Here is a 16866-nt window from a genome sequence, read left to right as displayed (position 1 = left end):
CACTGTCGTTCGCTCGCCGGGTACGCCGGTGACCGTGGACTCCTCGATCACGACGACACCGTCGGTGCGATCGGGATAGAAGTTCACACCGCCGTAGGGGAAGGGCCGCCACATGCCGGAGGTCAGTGGAGCATGGTGTCCGGCGGTGGCGAAGTCGCGGAAGGTCACGTCGGTGCCCAGCTCGGTCGTCACTCTGACCTCATCGGCCGCGGTGAGTTGCGCGGTGGCCTTGGCCTCGATCGCGAAGTAGAGGTCGAGGGGGAACCGGGCGCCGGTGGCCAGCGCCGCGGCTGTCGCGGTTTGGTGCAGGGAGACGAATCGTGCACGGTGCTTGGCGATTTCGTCGAAGAACAGCTCGGCGGTGTGCACCTCACCCCACCAGGTCAGCGAGATCACCACATCGACGGCGGAGTGCGTGGCCGACAGCAGTGGCGAGGGCGCCGAGCGATCCCATCCGCCCGCACTGAAGGGTGGCACGGACAGGATGTGAACGTCGGCATTGCGGTACGCGGCCGCCGCGGCGATGGCCTGGACCACCACGGGATCGGCGCCGTGCTCGGCGAGGATAAGCACCTGTTCGCCCGCCGTGACCGCGGCGTACTCCATCAGGTTGTAGGCGCCGGGCATCAGCTCGGGGATCGAGAGCGGTGCCGCCGTCGGAGTATCGAGGTAGCTGAACGGAGCGGTCGTGGTCATGGGGTCAATCTCCGATCGAATGTGACTGAGCGAGAGGAATTTTCAGGTGAATGTCACGGCCGGCACGGGTTCCGACTGCGGCTTGGACGATGGCGAGTCCCACGAGCAGCAGCAGTGGGAGCCGCCATCCGCCGGTGCGGTCGTGCAGCGCACCGAGAACCAACGGCCCGACGGCGGCTACCAGGTAGCCGACGGACTGGGCTATCGCCGCGAGCGCCGCCGCCTGTGCGGGGGTGGCCGCGCGCTGGCCTTGGAAACTCAGCGCGAGAACCAGACAGGCCCCGCCACCCAGTCCGATCAGGATGCTGGCCATGACGGCCAGCCCCGGCGCCACCGCCAATATCGCGAAGCCCAGCGCGGACAGCATCGAGGCCGCCACCGCCGGAATCCGCTGGTCACGCCATCGGCTTGCGAGTATCGGGAGCACGATGCCGGCGACGAGCCCCGCGATCTGGAAGAGGAACAGCTGCCATCCCGCCGCGGTCTCCCCCACGCCCTCGGCGTGAACAACACTGGGCAGCCATGCGATCGTGGAGTAGAAGGCGAGGGACTGCAGGCCCATGAATACGCTGACCTGCCAGGCCAGCCCGGAACGCCACGGAATCCGTTCCCGCACCATGGAAGTCGGCCCGGCATCGTGTCGGTCGCGGTACTGCGGAATCCACGCCAGCAAGGCCACTGCGGCGAGGATGATCCAGCAGCCCAGCGCCGTGCGCCAGCCGCCGGGCAGGTGATCGGCCAGTGGTACCGACACTCCCGACGACACCGCGGCCACCAGTCCCATTGCGGTGACGTAGATTCCCGTGACCTGGCCGATCCGGTGCTCCGGCACCGTACTCTTGACCACCGACGGCAGCAGCACGTTCCCGTAGGCGATGGCGGCCGCGATTACCACGGTGCCCGCGAACAGGAAGAACACACCGGGCATCGACCGCAACACCAATCCGGCCGCCAGGACGAGTAGCGAATTGCCCAGCACCCGTGGCGAACCGAACCGGTGTGCGGTCCGCCCGACGAGCGGCGAGGTCAGAGCGAAGGTCAGCAGCGGTAGCGCACCCAGCACCCCGCTCCAGGTGCCGGACAGGCCGGTGGACCTCTCGATATCCGGAAGCAGCGGGCCGACGCCGGTCAGCGCGGCCCGTAGATTCGCCGCAACGAGCACGATGCCGACCAGCAGCCACGTCGCGGGATGCCGACCGGCATCGGCACCCTGCGCATCCGCGGGAGCGACATGAGTGTCTCGAACTCTCACGAGGACCGCTCCGAGCCCTGGTCGTCCTCCCGCACCGCGGCGTGTCGACCAGTCAAACGGACCAGCATCGACGCCGAGTAGCGCGCGGCCACCGCATCACGTGCGGTGATAGCGTCGACCAGAGCGCCGTGCCAGTGATCGTGTTCCGCGGCAATGTCAGCGTCCCAAGGCAATTCGGCCAGCAGCGACGACAGCGCCGTGCCCATGTATTCGTAGAGCTCGGTGAGCAGACCGTTCCCGCTCGCTCGCACGACCGCGAGGTGGAAGTCCCCGTCGGCCGCCGCGACCTCGGCCATCACCCCGGCTCGGTTGCAGGCGCGGACCGCGTCCAGCAGTTCCCGCAACCGGGTGACATCCGCCTGCGAGCGCCGTTCGGCGGCCATGCCGGCGGCATGTTCTTCCAGCACCGCTCGCAGTTCCACCACGTCCGCCGGCTGCGCCCCGGACGCCCGCCGCAGCAGCACGGCCTCCAGCTCGCTGCTGCCCCTCACATACGTGCCGTCCCCGACGCGGGCCTCCAGCAGGCCGAGGTGGATCAGCGACCGCAGGGCCTCGCGCACCGTATTACGGCTCACGCCAAGCAGTTCCACCAGCTCTTGCTCACCGGGAATTCGGCTGCCGACCGGCCACCGCCCGGAGGCCAGTTGCTCCCGCAACTGGTCCGCGACCTGCGCGGCCAGCGTCACGGCCCGTCGCGGCTGCTTCAACCCTTCCATGAAACCTCCAAATGTTGGACATTTGGATTAAAGCATGTTTTCAGGATTGCGGTAAGAAGAACCGATGAAGCCGCAGCCGAGCATCCGCATCGTCCAGTTGAATCAGGCCGCACTCGAAGCACTCGCCGCCGGCGACCTTGCCACGGCGAACGCGGTCGGCCCGGTACCGCTCACTCCCTACTTCACCGGCCCCGACCTGCGCCCACTGTGGCGGCTACGCAGCGAGCAGGTACGACGGGATCCCGCGAACATGGGCTGGGTAACGGGTGTGATCTGGGACGAGATCACAGGTGTCCCGGTCGGCAACGCGGGCTTCCACGGACCCCCGGACGCTTCGGGGATGGTGGAGGTCGGCTACGCGGTCGATCCAGCCCACCGCCGCCGGGGCTACGCGCGGGCCGCCCTCGAGTGGCTGCTTCGCCGCGCCGAGCGCGAGCCCGATGTCCGAGTGGTTCGTGCGGCGATTTCTCCGGTCAATCGAGCGTCGTATCTGCTTGCCGCGCAATACGGTTTCGCCGCCGTCGGCGAGCAGTGGGATGCCGACGACGGTCTCGAGATCATCTACGAAGTCTCTGCGGATTCGTAGGCGGCCGTCAGGGGACGGTGGGGCGCCAATCGCCCGTCAAGCGGGCCGTGGCGGCGGCGCGGACCTGGGCGATCATGTGTTGTTCGGCGGCCGCGGCGTCGTGGGATTCCAGCAGTGACAACAACTTTGCGTTCGACTCGACGGCCTGCTGCGCGGCGTCGGGGTGCGACCACACCGACTGGCCGATCGGGATGGGGTTGGTTTCCCAGATCCAGCCGAGGTGGCGGGCGACGATGGAGCGGCCGCCGACACGGGCGATTCGATCGTGGAAGCGGCGGCTCGCCGCGGCCATTGCCTGGACGTCGCCGTCCGCCAACGCCTGTCGCAGTTCCCGGTGGGTGGCTCGCAGCTGTTCGAGTTCGGCGTCGGTGATCGAGGTCGCGGCCAGCCGGGCGGCGAGGCCCTCGACGGTGCCGCGCAGCAGGTAGAGCTCTTCGATCTCGGCCGCGCTGAGTTCGGCGACCTTCGCCCCGAAGTTGGGCTCGTAGACGACCAGGCCCACCGATTCCAGGTTCCGCAGGGCCTCCCGGACCGGGGTGATCGAGACACCGAGGCGCTCGGCGATGGCGTCCTGCAGGATCGGGGTTCCCGGCGCCATTGCGCCACTGAGGATTTCCGAGCGCATTACCTCCTGCACGTAGCTCGCCCTGCTGCCTGGCGGCTTGACCGTGCTGTATTCCTGCCCGGAGGCGCCGGCCGTCGTCGCGGCCAGGCCGGTGGTGGCGGATTTGCTGCGCCGAGCCATCGAATGCCGTCTCCCGTCTGTGTGTCTGCGGTTCTCTCGATCGTAGTTGGCGCCGCCGCCTACCCTTGACAGATTAACTTATAACTTATAACTTACACTGCCTGTGGTCCACGTCACTGAAAGTGGTGAATCCTCTCATGACATATCCAGGTACCTGGCTCTACGCCCCGGGCGATCGACCCGACCGCATGGCCAAAGCCCTGGCGACCGGTGCCGAGACCGTCGTGTTCGACCTGCAGGACGCGGTCGCGGACGCACACAAGCACGACGCGCGCAGAGCCGTCGTCGAATTCATGGGCGACCTCGATCCCGACGACCGCGAGCGGCCGCGTGTCCATGTGCGGATCAACGACATTCGTACCGATCTCGGCCAGGCCGACCTCGACGCGGTGGCCGCGCTGCCCGCGCTGGGGGGTATTCGACTGCCTCGCGTCGAATCCGCCGACGATGTTCGTCTCGCCGTCGGCATCGCCGACCGGTACCGGACGGACGTCGGGTTCCACTGCCTCATCGAAACCGCCGCCGGAGTGGAGAACTCCTTTCGGATCGCGACCGCCCCGCAGGTCGCGGCGATCTCCCTGGGCGAGGGCGACCTGCGCGTCGAACTACGGCTCATCGACGAGACCGCTTTCGATTGGGTGCGCAGCCGAATCGTGGTTGCCGCGGCCGCCGCGCAGCTGCCGCCGCCGGGCATGGCCGTCTACGGAAATGTCAAAGACCATGCCGGACTGAAGGTTTCGTGCGAGCGCGGGCGCCGTCTCGGCATGCACGGCCGGTCGGCGATTCATCCGGCGCAGCTGCCGGTGATCGCGGAGGTCTTCGCGCCCACGCCCGCGGAGATCGAGCACGCGCGCCGGATCGTCAGCGCAGCCCAGGACCGCTCGGGTGGATTCGCCCTGCCCGACGGAACTTTCATCGACCAACCGGTGGTGACCGCCGCCCGCCGGACCCTGACCCGGGCCGCGAACGGACGCTGACCCGGGCCGCGAATCAGTAGCCCCCGAGTACGGACCATCCCACCGGATATCCCGAATCTCGAAAGCACAGTCATGAAGAAGTCCCTTGTCACACCGACGCTCCTCGCCACCGCGGTGGGTTGCCTACTCGGTGGAATCGCCGGCGCCACCGGCGCTTCCGCCGCCATCGCGGGACTGTTCGGAGCCTTCCTCCCGGCCGTCGCGATCGGCTGCCTCGCCGCCGGTTCGCTCGGCACCCTGGGCGGCCAGCTGCTGATCACCGCTCCGATCGCGATCCTGGCCGCGACCCACTCCTTCACCACCCTCGGCCAGCCCCTGCCGAGTCAGGCGAAATAGCCCGTACAACACCGTTTTTCGTCAGCAAAGGAGCTGAGCCATGTCCGTCGACGACACGTCCGGCACACCCGCCCGCCCGGCGTCGACCTCGTTCGCGCTGCGGGGCATCGACCGTCGAGCCCGGCAAGCGCTCGTCGCGACCACCCTCGCGTGGTTGTTCGAGGTTTTCGACATCGTCGCCATCGCGCTGAGTATCCACGGCCTGACCCACGATTTCGGAACCACCAAGGCGCAGGTGGGATTCATGACGACGGCGATCGGCTTCGCACAGCTGGTCGGGGGCATCGGCGGCGGCGGATTGGCCGAGCGTTACGGGCGCGTCCGCGTACTCAGCGGCTCCGTCGCGTTATACGCCGCGGCCAGCGGCCTGTCGGCGTTCGCACCGTCCTTGGCGGTGGTCGGCGTGCTGCGGGTGGTCGGCGGTCTGGGCATGGGGTCGACCTGGACCGCGGGTTCGGCGCTGGTCACCGACACCTGGCCGGCCGCGCACCGCGGCAAGGCCGGCGCCATCAGCCAGATCGGGCTTCCGCTGGGCAGCATGCTCGCCATCACCACCGCGGCGGCGGTCACGCGCCTGCACGGTGGTCTCGACACTGGCGGCTGGCGAACGCTTTTCGCGCTCGGCGCGCTTCCGCTATTGCTGGCCGCCTATATCCGCCTCCGAGTGCCCGAGCCCGGGCACACCGCCGCCGCCGCGGCGGGGCGATCTGCCGGTGTCGTCGTCCGCGGGTTGTTCACCCGCGACATGATTCGCCCGCTGCTGCAGGGATTCGGCTTTCTGGTGGGTGTCAGTTACTACTACTGGGCGGTCGCGTCGTTCCTCCCGACGTATCTCCTCGAGGTCACCGGGCTCCCGCCCGGGCGCAGCCTGTTCTATCTGCTGTGGCAACAACTCGGCGCGGTGGCCGGATTCACGGTGTTCGGAGCGCTGACCGACCGCTGGGGACGCAAGTGGCTGTTCATGGTTCTCGCCTTCGTCGCCGGGCTGTCGCTGATTCTCATCGTCGTCGCCGGACAGGACGGCCGGATGGCGCTGCTGGTGGCCACCTTTGCCGCGGGCGCGGGTATCAGTGGCATCTTCTCCGGAGTCGTCGCCTGGACCGCCGAGCTGATGTACCGCTCACCGGTGCGCGCGCTGGCCATGGGGACCGTGTACAACCTCGGCCGGATCGGTGGACTCACCGCCCCGGCCATTGTCGGCAGCCTCGCGGTCGATACCGCCGGCTTCAAGGCGGGTCTGCTCAGCGCCGCCGCGGCCGCCTTCGTCTCGCTCGCCGTCATGGCGACCACGCCCGAAACGCGACACCGCCGACTGCTCGACACCATCGATACCCATCCGACGGCCAACCAGCAACCGTCCGTACCAACACCTTTGGAGGAGCAATCATGACCATGGACGGGACTCGACTCGATCCGGCCGCCGACGCGCGGCAGGCCTTCGACATCATCGCCGCGGGCGGAATCTGCCTGGGCCCCAACGACGGCGGCTATGCCCTGTGGGGATCCACCCCGCAGGTGTACCGGCGCTCCATTACCGGCATCGATTTCCTGCACCTGCGGGTCCTGCGCATCGGCAACCGCTACGAGCTGATTCGCGACGTCCTGCGGCGTCATTTCGACGTCAACCTACCCGCGGACCCCGGCTACGACGCCCTACCGTCCGGGCACCTCGCCGAGTTCGAATTGCCCGTCCTGCACTAGCTAGCGGCCTCGCCCGGACGACGGCCTCTCCCTCTTCATTCGCTGCCCATGGATCACCGCCAAAGCGTGTTTGTGCGCGAGGGGGCCGAGGGCCTCGTTCAGTTCACCGAACAGCGTGCCGGCCGCCTCGCCGTTCCAGGCCGGCGGTAGCAGCGACAGCGGCAGGCCCGGGTCGCGGTAGGGCAGCCGCCGCCATTCGGTGAGCATCGGGACATACAGTGCGAACGCTTCCTGCTCGGTGATGCCGCCGGAGGTTACCTGGTACAGGACAGGCCGATACCGTTGCAGGAAGTCGGCATACAGCTGAGTGAGTTCCGACAGGTCCCACCACTCGCGCACCTTCGACCGCATGTCGCCGAACCCGAGATGGCCGCCGGTGAACATGTCGACGTATCCGGACAATCCGCGCCGCTCGAGGGTCTGGCGAGTCTCGCGGGCCAGGATCCCGGGCCCGATCCAGACCCCTGGAGCGGCGGTGCCGAAGCCCAACCGGGTCAGGCTCGAGCGCAGCGCGTGGCGGTGCTCGCGCTCCGACTCCGGTACCGAGAAGACGACCAGAATCCAACCGTCCTCTTCGGATGCCCTGGCGCGCTGGAAAATTCGCACGTCGCCCTCGGCCAGTACCTCCAGCGTCGATTCGGACAGGGAGTAGCCGGCCGCCCCGGCATTGCGCTCGCTCACCAGCACGCCACGCCGCTTGAGCCGAGAGATGGAGGAGCGCACCGCTTGTGCGTCGGCGCCCAGATCCCCCATCAGCGCGACGACCGACGCGGTGGACAGCCAATTGCCTTCGGCGCGTGCGCACAGACCGAAGAGGGTGATGATCACCTGGGCCAGGCGGGCGTCCCGGCCGCGTCCGTTCCCGAGTGCCGCTTCCGGCTCTGTCGTCATAACTGCACCATACGGTTCCCAGGTCACGAGGCGCGAATCATTCCCTCCTGCAGAACAGTGGCGACGTGCCGCCGTTCCAGGTCGTAGAAGCGGCCGTAACCCAGCCCGCGGCCATCGTCGGCGGCGACCGCCTCCTGGACATAGAGCAGCCAGTCCCCTACCGGGCCGGGACGGTGGAACCACATGGCGTGGTCGAGGCTGGCCGTGGTCAGGCCCGGCCGCGCCCACGGCAGATCCAGCACCCGCAGCACGGGTTCGAGGATGGTGTAGTCGCAGACGTAGGCGAGGGCCGCGATATCGCGCTGGGCATCGGTGAGCCCGGCCACCGGGCGCAGTGGGTCGAACGGCTTCACCCAGACCGCCTGATGGGGCGTGCGCTCGCCGTCGACGGTCAGGTAGACCGGGCCGGGCACATGCCGCATGTCGAAACTGCGCCCTGCACACCAGTACGCCTTCGACTCGTCGGTCATCGTGCCGCCCGTGCGCGCGGCGAGATAATCGGCCGAGCTGGGCAGGCTTTCGGGCGCGGGGATGTCCGCGGCGAGCTCGGCGGCGAAGGTGCCGCCGTGCTCGCCGGCGGCGAAATTCGCCAGGCACACATAGACGGGCTTGCCGTTCTGGTAGCCGCGCACCTGACGGGTGCTGTACCCGCGGCCGTCACGCAGCAGTTCCACCTCGTAGCGCACCACCGCTCCGATGTCCGCGGGCCGCAGGAAGTAGCTGTGCATCGAGTGCAGCGTCTTGCCGTCGACGACCGATCGCATCGCCGCGGCGGCAGCCTGGGCGACCAGGTCGCCGCCGTACGCCTTCGGCCAGGGGCAGGGCTGCGTGGTGGCGTCGTACGCCACATCGAAGTGCTGCGGTTCGGCCGGGGTCAGCGTGACGGCCGCGGTGAAGATCGCGGACGTGGTCAGGGTTCGGGTCGGCATCGATTCTTCCCATCGGGCAGGTCGGCAAGTGCGGGCACAGGATTCGAACAATTATTGCGTATCAGTTTCGCTCGTCACAACTACTCTATATATCTGCCCGCGCTGGTCGCCCATCTGGCCATCAATTCGGGCAAGCTCTTGTCGAGCAGCTTGTGGGCCTGCTCGGCACCGGACACCGGCAGCCCGGCCGGATCCAGCGGCCCGATCTGAACGAGAACGCTCGATGGGCAGTCGCAGCGCCGCCAGATAGGACAGCAGCCCGCCGAGGCAGCAGCCGAGCGCGCCGATGCCTCCGGCGTGCTCGTCGCGCGATCGCAGCGCCGCCACGGTGTCGCCGATGTCCTCGACCGCACGGTCGAGGTCGAGTTCATCGCGCAGCCGCCGCCCGCGGGTGAAACCCGCGTCGTCGTAACCGAGTTCGACGCGGTGTTAGGTGGCGGAGCGTTCGCCGGATTTCTTGACGACATCGATGTATTCGCCCATGTGGTCGGTTCTTTCGTAGTGGTGCCCGGTCGGCGGGCACCCTGGTTCACACGAAGTCGGGATGGTCGGCGGCCACACGGTAACCGCCGGAATGGAAGACGAGCGGCTGACCCGCACTCGTGTCGAACTGCTCCACCTCACCGATGAAGATGACGTGGTCGCCGGCCTCCACGAGCTGTACCGTCCGGCACTGGAACCGGGCGATGCTGTTGTCCAGCAATGGGACTCCCGCGATGCCGTCGTAGTGGGCCACGCCCGCGAACTTGTCCGGCGCGGGTGTGGAGAACTGCCGCGACAGCTCGTGCTGATCCGCGGCGAGCACATTGACCGCGAAGTGGGTCGCCGCCACCAGATCCGGCAGGCTCGGCGCCTTCTTGGCCGGACACCAGGCGACCAGCGGCGGGTCCAGTGAGACCGAGGTGAACGAGTTCGCGGTCACCCCGAGCTTGCGGCCGTCGGGCGCGCGCGAGGTCACCACCGTGACACCGGTCGCATACTGGCCCAAGGCGTTTCGCAGGGCGCGCGGATCGACCGAGTGGGTGTCGGCGCGCACGGCCGCGAGCATGCGCTCGGCGTCGGCGCGGTCGAACCACCAGTCGTGCAGGGTGCTGGGGTCGTCGAAGCCGGTCGCGAACAGCCCGGCCACCGCCGGCTCGCCCATGCCGGTCCGCACCAGGTCGTGGACGTGCTCGGGGGTCGCGGTGAGCATGCGATTGGTCCAGGCCACCGACCACCGACCCCAACTGCGCCAGAACGATTCGAACACCTCGTGCATCCAGTCGGTGTCGAAGGCCCGGGTGCCGCGCTGCAGGATGGCGTCGAGGTAGATGCCGGCGGCGTGTACGGCGTTGTTCGCGCCCTGCGCGGTCAGCGGGTCATTGAGCACGACCGCATCGGCCAGTCCCAGCACCGGATGCCCACCGGCGGTGAACGCCACCGGCCGCCGCACCGTCGGCGTCAACCGGCCGCGTAGCACGCCGCCGTCGTCGGTGAGCTCGACGTCGCGGGCTCGGGCCGCGACCTCCGGGAAGGCATCGTCGAGCACCTCGAGGCATCGGCTCAGCTGGTCCTGCGGTGTCCGGACATCGTCGAAGCGGTCCATCGGTCCGCCGGGGATGGCCTCGAGGACCAGGATCGAGCACGGGCCCGAGGTGGTCAGCGCGGGCAGCGTGATCACCTCTCCCACGCCCGGCATCACCGACACGGTGAGGTCGGCACCGGTCTCGTCGGGCAGCAGGCCACGCACGTACGCCACGGCCAGCGCGCGCTGCGGCCGGTCGTGCGGCGAGCGCACGCGGTCACGGACGAACATCCGGCCCAGGTCCCCCGCACCGGTCGCGACGATCGTCAGATCGTGCTGGGCGGCAAGGGAATCCAAGCGTTCCGAGGTCACGTCCTCGACGTGGAAGACACCGCCCTCGGCGCGGAACGCCTCGACCAGGGCCGCGCACGCCACGCGCTGGTCGATCGAGCGCGCCGGGCTCTCGAAGGCCGACACCACCGTCCCGACTCCGTCGACACTCAGCGCGAGGCGATCGATGGCGGGGGCGTCGCTGTCGTCGGCGTCGATGATCCGGTTCATGACCCGCACCGCGGAGGCGAACAGGCATTGGCTCGACAACACCGACCCGGCGCGCACCTCCTCGGGGGTGCGGTCGCCGATCAGGGTCACTGTCACACCGTGCCGGCGCAGCCCCAGTGCCAGCAGAGCTCCCGCCTGCCCCGCGCCGACGATGGCGACGCGGCGCGGTGGGCGGCTGTTCATGCCACCGGGGCGAGGTCGTCGAGATACGACCGCGCGCTGTCGGGGTCCATGAACCAGTGGAAGAAGTCGCGGGGATCGTCGAACCCATTGGCGAAGCGGCGGGCGATGCGTGGATTCTCACCGGCCGCGGCGAGCAGCGCCAGGGCGTGTTCGGGCGGGGGCACCAACAGGCCGTTGGTCCAGTCCACCACGTATTTGGCGTAGTCCCAATACCTTTCGAAGGTGTCGAGCATGAACTGCCGGTCGAACGGGCGATCGCCGTGCTCGAGGATGCTCGACAGGTAGGAGGACGCGCACTTGGCGGCGTTGTTGGACCCCTGCCCGGTGATGGGGTCGTTGAGCACGACCACGTCGGCCATACCGAGCACGGGCGTGCCCGAGGGCAGCACTCCGATGGGTCGGCGCACGGTGGGCGGGAACCGGCCCGCGAGCACACCCAGATCATCGGTGAGGGCGAGGTCGCGGCAGCGTTCGGCCTCCCACGGCAGGTAGGTCTCCACGATCTTCTTCGCGGTCTCGAGGTGTTGCTGCGGATCGCCGACACCGTCGAAACAGTCCATCGGGCCGCCGGGCACGCCCTCCATGACCATGATTTCGCAGGGGCCCGAGGTGGTCAGGGCCGGGAACACGAAGTATTCGCCGATGCCCGGCATCAGGTTGAACGACACCGCCGAATGCGGTTCGCGCGGGGTCATGCCCGTCACGTAGGTCAGCGAGAGCGCGCGTTGCGGACGGTCGAAAGTCGAACGGGCCGCATCGCGTTCGAACATTTTCGCGATCTCGCCCTTGCCCGCGGCGACCAGGACGAGGTCCGATTCGCGGGCGTAGTCCTCGAGGTCGTCGAGGGTGGCGTCGTGGATGTCGAGCCGGCCGCCGCGGTCGGTGAATTCGCGCATCCAGCGCGGCATCTTGACCCGCTGATCGACGGACTGCGCGGGCAGATCCAGCCGGGCGGCCCAGGAGATCGCCTTGCCGCCATTGCCGTCGGGGACGGTGAAGCCGATGCCTTCCACGTCCGGGCATTCCGCGGTCCAGAAGTCCAGGCCGAGGGCGCGTTCGCGGGCGAGCGCGCTGCCGAACATGCACTGGCTGGAGCTGACCCGGCCGCTGGAGATCTCCTCGCCGGTGCGGTTGGAGACGATGCGGACGTCGTATCCGGCGTCCAGCAGCCCGATGCCGAGCTGGAGGCCGGATTGCCCGGCCCCGATGACGGTGATGGTACGCATTGTGTTCCTTCGGTTTTCGATGTCGGGTCAGCGCGCCGCGGCGGTGCCGGTGGCGAGTCGTGGGATCGCGCTCTCGCCGCGCTCGGGGCCCAGAGCGGAGTAGCCGCCGTCGACGGACCACTCCGCGCCGGTGACGAACGAGGCGGCGTCGGAGGCCAGGAAGGCGATGACGCGGCCCACCTCGGCCGGGTCGCCCACGCGGGAGAGCAGGTGGAAGGGCGCGGCGACGGAGTCGGTGTGCGCGCGGTCGCCGCCGGAGAGCTCGTCCATGATCTTCGACCAGGTCCAGCCCGGGCTCACCGAGTTCACCCGGATGCCGTCGGCGGCGTAGTCCATCGCCATGCTGCGGGTGACCTGGGCGATGGCGGCCTTGCTGGCCGGGTAGGTCCAGCGCCCGGCCTGTGCGATCTTCGCCGAGATCGAGCTCAGGTTGACGATGGTGCCGCGGGTGCGCGCCAGCTCGGGCCGTGCCGCGGCGGCGAGCAGCACCGCGCCGACGAGGTTGACGTTCAGCGTGCGCAACCAGGTCGCCCGGTCGGTGTCGGGCCCGTCGTCGCCGTACGAGCACGCCAGATTGACCAGGATGTCGAGTGCGCCGAAGCGTTCTACCGTCGCGGCGACGCAATGCTCGATGGATTCGTCGCTGGTGACATCGGTGCGGATGAACACGGCTCGGTCGAATCGATCGGCAACCGCCGTGCCCCCGTCCTCGTCGATATCCGCGACGACGACGTGCGCACCGGCCGCTACCAGCTCCGCGACCACGCTCGCCCCGAACAGGGTGGCTCCACCTGTGACGATGGCGGCTTTACCCGCCAGCGAGATGGGGGTTGGCATCTTGCCCTCCGAATTACACTCTGCGATGTGACCCGAGTCACGGTAGGGAGCGGCCGGATGCTCAGCTATCCCGCAAACGCGGAGTCTGTCCATCCGCCGTCGATCCGACCGATTCTTGACACGCGCTACGCCGGAATGGAACAGACTGGTAACGCGTAGTTGTGACGATGGTTATGAATACGATATGAGAATGTGTAGCAACCTGGAGGCCGGATGAACGTTGACGAGCGCCCGCTGGCCGGATACTGCCTCGCCGCCTCCGACGATCCCGATCTCGTGCGCGCCGCCGTCGGCGAGGCGTTCTGCGATCACCGACTCTCGCCGCTGAGCGGCGCCACCGGCCTCGACGCCCACTTCCACGGCCTGCACTGGAGCAGCGCGGGCGTGTACTACCTGGAGTACGGCGCCGACGTGCGCATCGACCCGTGCGATCTCGACGACTTCTATCTCATCCAGGTGCCCCTCGCCGGCCGCGCCACGATCACCGTCGGCGCCGAGAGTTTCACCTCCACACCGGATATCGCCTCGGTGTTGGAACCCGGGCCACGGGTGTCGATGTCGTGGGAGGATGCGAACCGGCAACTGCTGCTGCGCCTGGACCGCACCGTCGTGCAGGACACGCTGCGCAAGAAGCTCGGCCGGGAGCCGCTCGCCCCCTTGGTATTCCAGCCGCGAATGGATCTCACGACGCCCGCCGGGCGCACCTGGGGTGGGCTACTCAAGCTGCTCACCGATGCCGTCGGTTCGGCTGCGGCACCGGACTCGATACCGGTCCGGGAGTTCGCTGGACTGCTGGTGAGCCAGCTGCTGCTCGGCCAGCCGAACAACTACCGCGACGAACTCGAAGACCGCCCGCGGCCCATCGTGGCCCGGCCCATCGCGCGCGCCGCGGAACTGATCGACGCGCACGCACACGAACCGCTGACCATCGACGACATCGCCGATGCGGTCGGCGTGGGCACCCGGACACTCCAGGACGGCTTTCGCCGTTACTACGACACCACGCCGATGGCGTACCTGCGTGAGGTGCGGCTGCGGCGGGTGCGGACCGATCTGCTGCAGGCGGATCCGACGAACGCAACCGTCACCGATATCGCCATCCGGTGGGGATTCCTGCACCCGGGCCGGTTCTCGGTGCTGTATCGCAGCCGCTATGGCGAATCGCCCTCGCAGACGCTTCGCCTGGAGCGGGATCGCGCGGCACGCGCCTAGATTCGCTCGAACCCGACGAATCCTCCTGGCGGCCAGTCGAATACGATACATACACAACCGTTCCCCCGCCCGGTACCCGGGCGGGGGAACGATGCGGTGTCCTCAGGGTTGCGGGACCGGCTGCCGGGGCTGCCAGCGCCGCTGGGCGGTCGCGGGGGCGTCGGCCGCGCGGATCAATTGCAGCCGCGGGGGCGGCCCGTCGGTGCGGCCGGAGGGCGGTTTCCGGTTCCCCGCACGGAAGGGCGCAGGCCATTCGGCCCCCGCCCCGGCATAGCCCTGATCCACCGCGGCGTGCAGGGTCCACTGGGGATCCCACAGATGCGCACGGCCGATGGCGACCAGATCCGCGCGCCCGGCCAGTAGCACCGAGTTCACATCGTCATAGGAGGAGACGGCACCGACCGCCACCACGGCGACACCGTAGGGCACTCCGATCTCCTGGCGGATCCGGTCGGCGAACGGCGTCTGATAACTGCGACCGAACGCGGGCTTCTCATGCTTGACCACCTGGCCCGACGACACGTGCAACACGTCGGCGCCGTGTTCGGCGAAGGCGCGCGCGATCTCTACCGCGTCGTCGACGGTGGTGCCGCCCTCGGCCCAGTCGGTGGCCGAAATACGCACTGACAGCGGCAGATCCGTGGGCCACGCCGCCCGGACCGCGTCGAAGACGCGCAGCGGGAACCGCAGCCGGTTCGCGAGTGAGCCGCCGAACTCATCGGTACGCCGATTCGCCAGCGGCGACAGGAACGACGACAGCAGATACCCGTGGGCGCAGTGCAGTTCGAGCAGGTCGAACCCGGCGCGGGCGGCCGCGCCCGCGGATTCGGCGAACTGCGCGGCGATCTCGCCCATCTCCTCACGAGTGATCTCGCGCGGGGCGCGGCTGCCGGGTCCGTAGGGCAGCGCCGAGGGGCCGACGGTTTCCCAGCCGCCGGTCGGCAGCGGATCGTCGATACCCTCCCACATCACCTTCGTGGACCCCTTGCGGCCCGAATGCCCCAGCTGCACACCGATCTTCGCACGGGAATGGGTGTGCACGAAGTCCGTGACGCGCGCCCACGCGCGCTCTTGTTCCTCGGTGTACAGACCCGCGCAACCGGGCGTGATACGCCCTTCCGGGGACACGCACACCATTTCGGTCATCACCAGCCCCGCGCCGCCGAGCGCCTTGCCGCCGAGGTGCACCAGATGGAAATCGGTCGGCACGCCGTCCACGGCGGAGTACATGTCCATCGGCGAGACCAGGACCCGATTGGGCAGCTCGATACCCTTGAGCCGCAAGGGATAGAACATGGGCGGGCGGGTCTCGCCGCCTACGCCGTCCCGATCGTGCGGCGATTCGTCCTGGCTCGAGAGGTACCACCCGTCGATCCGGTCGACGAACCCGTTGTCGCGCAGCCGCAGATTGTCGTAGGTGATGCGGCGGCTACGCGTGAGCAGGTTGAAGGCGAACTGGTCCGGCGTCTGCTCGGCGTACTGCCCGATGGATTCGAACCATTCCAGGCTGGCCTGCGCCGCGCGCTGGATGGACTCCACGACGGGCCGGCGCTCCTGCTCGTAGGCTTCGAGTCCGGTGGCGACGGAGTCGTTCTCGTGCAGGCAGGCGGCCAGTGCGAGGGCGTCCTCCATGGCGAGTTTGGTGCCCGAGCCGATGGAGAAGTGCGCGGTGTGCGCGGCGTCGCCGATCAAGACGACATTACCGTGCCGCCAGGTCCGGTTGCGGACGGTGGTGAAGTCGATCCACCGCGAATTGTTGGCCTGCAGGCCGTGGCCGCCCAGCTCGTCGGCGAAGATCTCCGACAGCAGGGCGATGGATTTCTCATCGTTCTCACCGGGCCGGAATTCGCGGTCGGCGAAGGCGTCGAATCCGGCTTTGTGCCAGACAGATTCGTGCATCTCGACGATGAAGGTGCTCTGCTCGGCGCTGAAGGGGTAGCCGTGCACCTGCATGACCCCGTAAGGCGTGTGCGCGATGAAGAATTCGAACGCCTCGAACACCCGGTCGGTGCCCAGCCACATGTACTTGTTGTGGCGCCGATCCAGGTCGGGACCGAAGATGTCCGCGTACCGCGTGCGCACCGCCGAGTTCAAGCCGTCGGCCGCCAGCACCAGATCATGTGTCGCCGTGAGCTCCTCGACATCGGGTGCGAGCGAACGGAAGTGCACGGTGACGCCGAGCTCGACGCAACGCCGCTGCAGGATGCCCAGCAGCTCCTTGCGGCTCATTGCCGCGAAGCCCTGGCCGCCGGAGGTGCGGACCTCCCCGCGATAGTTGATGTCGATATCGCTCCAGCGGGCGAAGCGTTCACCCATCGCCCGGTAGATGCGTTCGTCGGCGTGTTCGATGCCACCGAGGGTCTCGTCGGAGAAGACCACGCCGAAGCCGAAGGTGTCGTCGGGGGCGTTGCGCTCCCAGATGGTGATGTCGTGGGTCGGGTCGAGTTGTTTCATCAGGGCGGAGAAGTACAGCCCTGCGGGCCCACCGCCGATCACTGCGATACGCATGGAAGC

General features: G+C 68.5%; 15 protein-coding genes. 6 read left to right on the top strand and 9 right to left on the bottom strand.

The genetic code is table 11. The features are described from left to right. Nucleotides 1–700 precede the first annotated feature (700 nt). Nucleotides 701–1948 (bottom strand): CynX/NimT family MFS transporter, encoded by a 1248-nt coding sequence (locus ACIRRA_RS37105; RefSeq protein WP_402778162.1) that lies wholly within the window; start codon nucleotides 1946–1948, stop codon nucleotides 701–703. After that, nucleotides 1945–2664 carry a FadR/GntR family transcriptional regulator gene (locus ACIRRA_RS37100; RefSeq protein WP_402778159.1) on the bottom strand — a complete coding sequence of 240 codons (720 nt, stop codon included), beginning with the start codon at nucleotides 2662–2664 and terminating at the stop codon, nucleotides 1945–1947. The genes ACIRRA_RS37105 and ACIRRA_RS37100 overlap by 4 nt, the downstream gene beginning before the upstream one ends. A gap of 64 nt (nucleotides 2665–2728) precedes the next feature. Here ACIRRA_RS37100 and ACIRRA_RS37095 point away from each other — a divergent pair, with 64 nt between their 5' ends. Continuing rightward, complete coding sequence (locus tag ACIRRA_RS37095) at nucleotides 2729–3250, top strand: GNAT family N-acetyltransferase (protein WP_402778156.1); 522 nt, start codon at nucleotides 2729–2731, stop codon at nucleotides 3248–3250. Nucleotides 3251–3257: 7 nt separating this feature from the next. Here the strand turns inward: ACIRRA_RS37095 and ACIRRA_RS37090 are convergent, their stop codons facing one another. Beyond that, a complete protein-coding gene (locus ACIRRA_RS37090) occupies nucleotides 3258–3995 on the bottom strand; it encodes a GntR family transcriptional regulator (protein ID WP_402778153.1) in 738 nt (245 codons plus the stop codon). 137 nt (nucleotides 3996–4132) lie between these two features. Between ACIRRA_RS37090 and ACIRRA_RS37085 the strand changes: the two genes are divergently transcribed. The 4 genes from ACIRRA_RS37085 (at nucleotide 4133) to ACIRRA_RS37070 (ending at nucleotide 7009) form a co-directional block, all read left to right on the top strand. Beyond that, on the top strand, nucleotides 4133–4972 hold the full coding sequence (locus ACIRRA_RS37085; protein WP_402778150.1) for an HpcH/HpaI aldolase/citrate lyase family protein: 840 nt from the start codon (nucleotides 4133–4135) through the stop codon (nucleotides 4970–4972). Nucleotides 4973–5044: 72 nt separating this feature from the next. After that, a complete protein-coding gene (locus tag ACIRRA_RS37080) occupies nucleotides 5045–5308 on the top strand; it encodes a hypothetical protein (RefSeq protein WP_402778147.1) in 264 nt (87 codons plus the stop codon). A gap of 40 nt (nucleotides 5309–5348) precedes the next feature. After that, complete coding sequence (locus ACIRRA_RS37075) at nucleotides 5349–6698, top strand: MFS transporter (protein ID WP_402778144.1); 1350 nt, start codon at nucleotides 5349–5351, stop codon at nucleotides 6696–6698. After that, nucleotides 6695–7009 carry a hypothetical protein gene (locus ACIRRA_RS37070; RefSeq protein ID WP_402778141.1) on the top strand — a complete coding sequence of 105 codons (315 nt, stop codon included), beginning with the start codon at nucleotides 6695–6697 and terminating at the stop codon, nucleotides 7007–7009. Before ACIRRA_RS37075 ends, ACIRRA_RS37070 begins: the two co-directional genes overlap by 4 nt. Here the strand turns inward: ACIRRA_RS37070 and ACIRRA_RS37065 are convergent, their stop codons facing one another. From ACIRRA_RS37065 to ACIRRA_RS37045, 5 genes are all read right to left on the bottom strand, one after another. Next, complete coding sequence (locus ACIRRA_RS37065) at nucleotides 7010–7900, bottom strand: PaaX family transcriptional regulator C-terminal domain-containing protein (RefSeq protein WP_402778138.1); 891 nt, start codon at nucleotides 7898–7900, stop codon at nucleotides 7010–7012. A 23-nt stretch (nucleotides 7901–7923) separates the two neighbouring features. After that, entirely contained in the window at nucleotides 7924–8829 is a 906-nt protein-coding gene (locus ACIRRA_RS37060) for an acyl-CoA thioesterase (protein WP_402778135.1), read from the bottom strand. 529 nt (nucleotides 8830–9358) lie between these two features. Beyond that, entirely contained in the window at nucleotides 9359–11077 is a 1719-nt protein-coding gene (locus ACIRRA_RS37055; RefSeq protein WP_402778132.1) for a flavin reductase, read from the bottom strand. Beyond that, nucleotides 11074–12303 (bottom strand): styrene monooxygenase/indole monooxygenase family protein, encoded by a 1230-nt coding sequence (locus ACIRRA_RS37050; protein ID WP_402778129.1) that lies wholly within the window; start codon nucleotides 12301–12303, stop codon nucleotides 11074–11076. Before ACIRRA_RS37050 ends, ACIRRA_RS37055 begins: the two co-directional genes overlap by 4 nt. 27 nt (nucleotides 12304–12330) lie before the next feature. Then, nucleotides 12331–13140 (bottom strand): SDR family oxidoreductase, encoded by an 810-nt coding sequence (locus ACIRRA_RS37045; protein ID WP_402778126.1) that lies wholly within the window; start codon nucleotides 13138–13140, stop codon nucleotides 12331–12333. 213 nt (nucleotides 13141–13353) lie between these two features. Between ACIRRA_RS37045 and ACIRRA_RS37040 the strand changes: the two genes are divergently transcribed. Beyond that, nucleotides 13354–14352 carry an AraC family transcriptional regulator gene (locus tag ACIRRA_RS37040; RefSeq protein WP_402778123.1) on the top strand — a complete coding sequence of 333 codons (999 nt, stop codon included), beginning with the start codon at nucleotides 13354–13356 and terminating at the stop codon, nucleotides 14350–14352. A 102-nt stretch (nucleotides 14353–14454) separates the two neighbouring features. On the opposite strand, the gene ACIRRA_RS37035 is transcribed toward ACIRRA_RS37040, so the two are convergent. Next, nucleotides 14455–16860, bottom strand: a complete 2406-nt coding sequence (locus ACIRRA_RS37035; RefSeq protein WP_402778120.1) for a bifunctional salicylyl-CoA 5-hydroxylase/oxidoreductase — start codon at nucleotides 16858–16860, stop codon at nucleotides 14455–14457. Nucleotides 16861–16866 lie beyond the last annotated feature (6 nt).

The organism is Nocardia sp. NPDC101769, assembly GCF_044766925.1.
Classification (GTDB): Bacteria; Actinomycetota; Actinomycetes; order Mycobacteriales; family Mycobacteriaceae; genus Nocardia.
This window is presented reverse-complemented; position numbering and strand designations above follow the sequence as displayed.

What these genes read in the sequence shown, in the direction of transcription:
- ACIRRA_RS37100 (WP_402778159.1), bottom strand. Translation starts at nt 2,664, where the DNA reads ATGGAAGGGTTGAAGCAGCCGCGACGGGCCGTGACGCTGGCCGCGCAG.
- ACIRRA_RS37095 (WP_402778156.1), top strand. Translation starts at nt 2,729, where the DNA reads ATGAAGCCGCAGCCGAGCATCCGCATCGTCCAGTTGAATCAGGCCGCA.
- ACIRRA_RS37090 (WP_402778153.1), bottom strand. Translation starts at nt 3,995, where the DNA reads ATGGCTCGGCGCAGCAAATCCGCCACCACCGGCCTGGCCGCGACGACG.
- ACIRRA_RS37085 (WP_402778150.1), top strand. Translation starts at nt 4,133, where the DNA reads ATGACATATCCAGGTACCTGGCTCTACGCCCCGGGCGATCGACCCGAC.
- ACIRRA_RS37080 (WP_402778147.1), top strand. Translation starts at nt 5,045, where the DNA reads ATGAAGAAGTCCCTTGTCACACCGACGCTCCTCGCCACCGCGGTGGGT.
- ACIRRA_RS37075 (WP_402778144.1), top strand. Translation starts at nt 5,349, where the DNA reads ATGTCCGTCGACGACACGTCCGGCACACCCGCCCGCCCGGCGTCGACC.
- ACIRRA_RS37070 (WP_402778141.1), top strand. Translation starts at nt 6,695, where the DNA reads ATGACCATGGACGGGACTCGACTCGATCCGGCCGCCGACGCGCGGCAG.
- ACIRRA_RS37065 (WP_402778138.1), bottom strand. Translation starts at nt 7,900, where the DNA reads ATGACGACAGAGCCGGAAGCGGCACTCGGGAACGGACGCGGCCGGGAC.
- ACIRRA_RS37060 (WP_402778135.1), bottom strand. Translation starts at nt 8,829, where the DNA reads ATGCCGACCCGAACCCTGACCACGTCCGCGATCTTCACCGCGGCCGTC.
- ACIRRA_RS37055 (WP_402778132.1), bottom strand. Translation starts at nt 11,077, where the DNA reads ATGAACAGCCGCCCACCGCGCCGCGTCGCCATCGTCGGCGCGGGGCAG.
- ACIRRA_RS37050 (WP_402778129.1), bottom strand. Translation starts at nt 12,303, where the DNA reads ATGCGTACCATCACCGTCATCGGGGCCGGGCAATCCGGCCTCCAGCTC.
- ACIRRA_RS37045 (WP_402778126.1), bottom strand. Translation starts at nt 13,140, where the DNA reads ATGCCAACCCCCATCTCGCTGGCGGGTAAAGCCGCCATCGTCACAGGT.
- ACIRRA_RS37040 (WP_402778123.1), top strand. Translation starts at nt 13,354, where the DNA reads ATGAACGTTGACGAGCGCCCGCTGGCCGGATACTGCCTCGCCGCCTCC.
- ACIRRA_RS37035 (WP_402778120.1), bottom strand. Translation starts at nt 16,860, where the DNA reads ATGCGTATCGCAGTGATCGGCGGTGGGCCCGCAGGGCTGTACTTCTCC.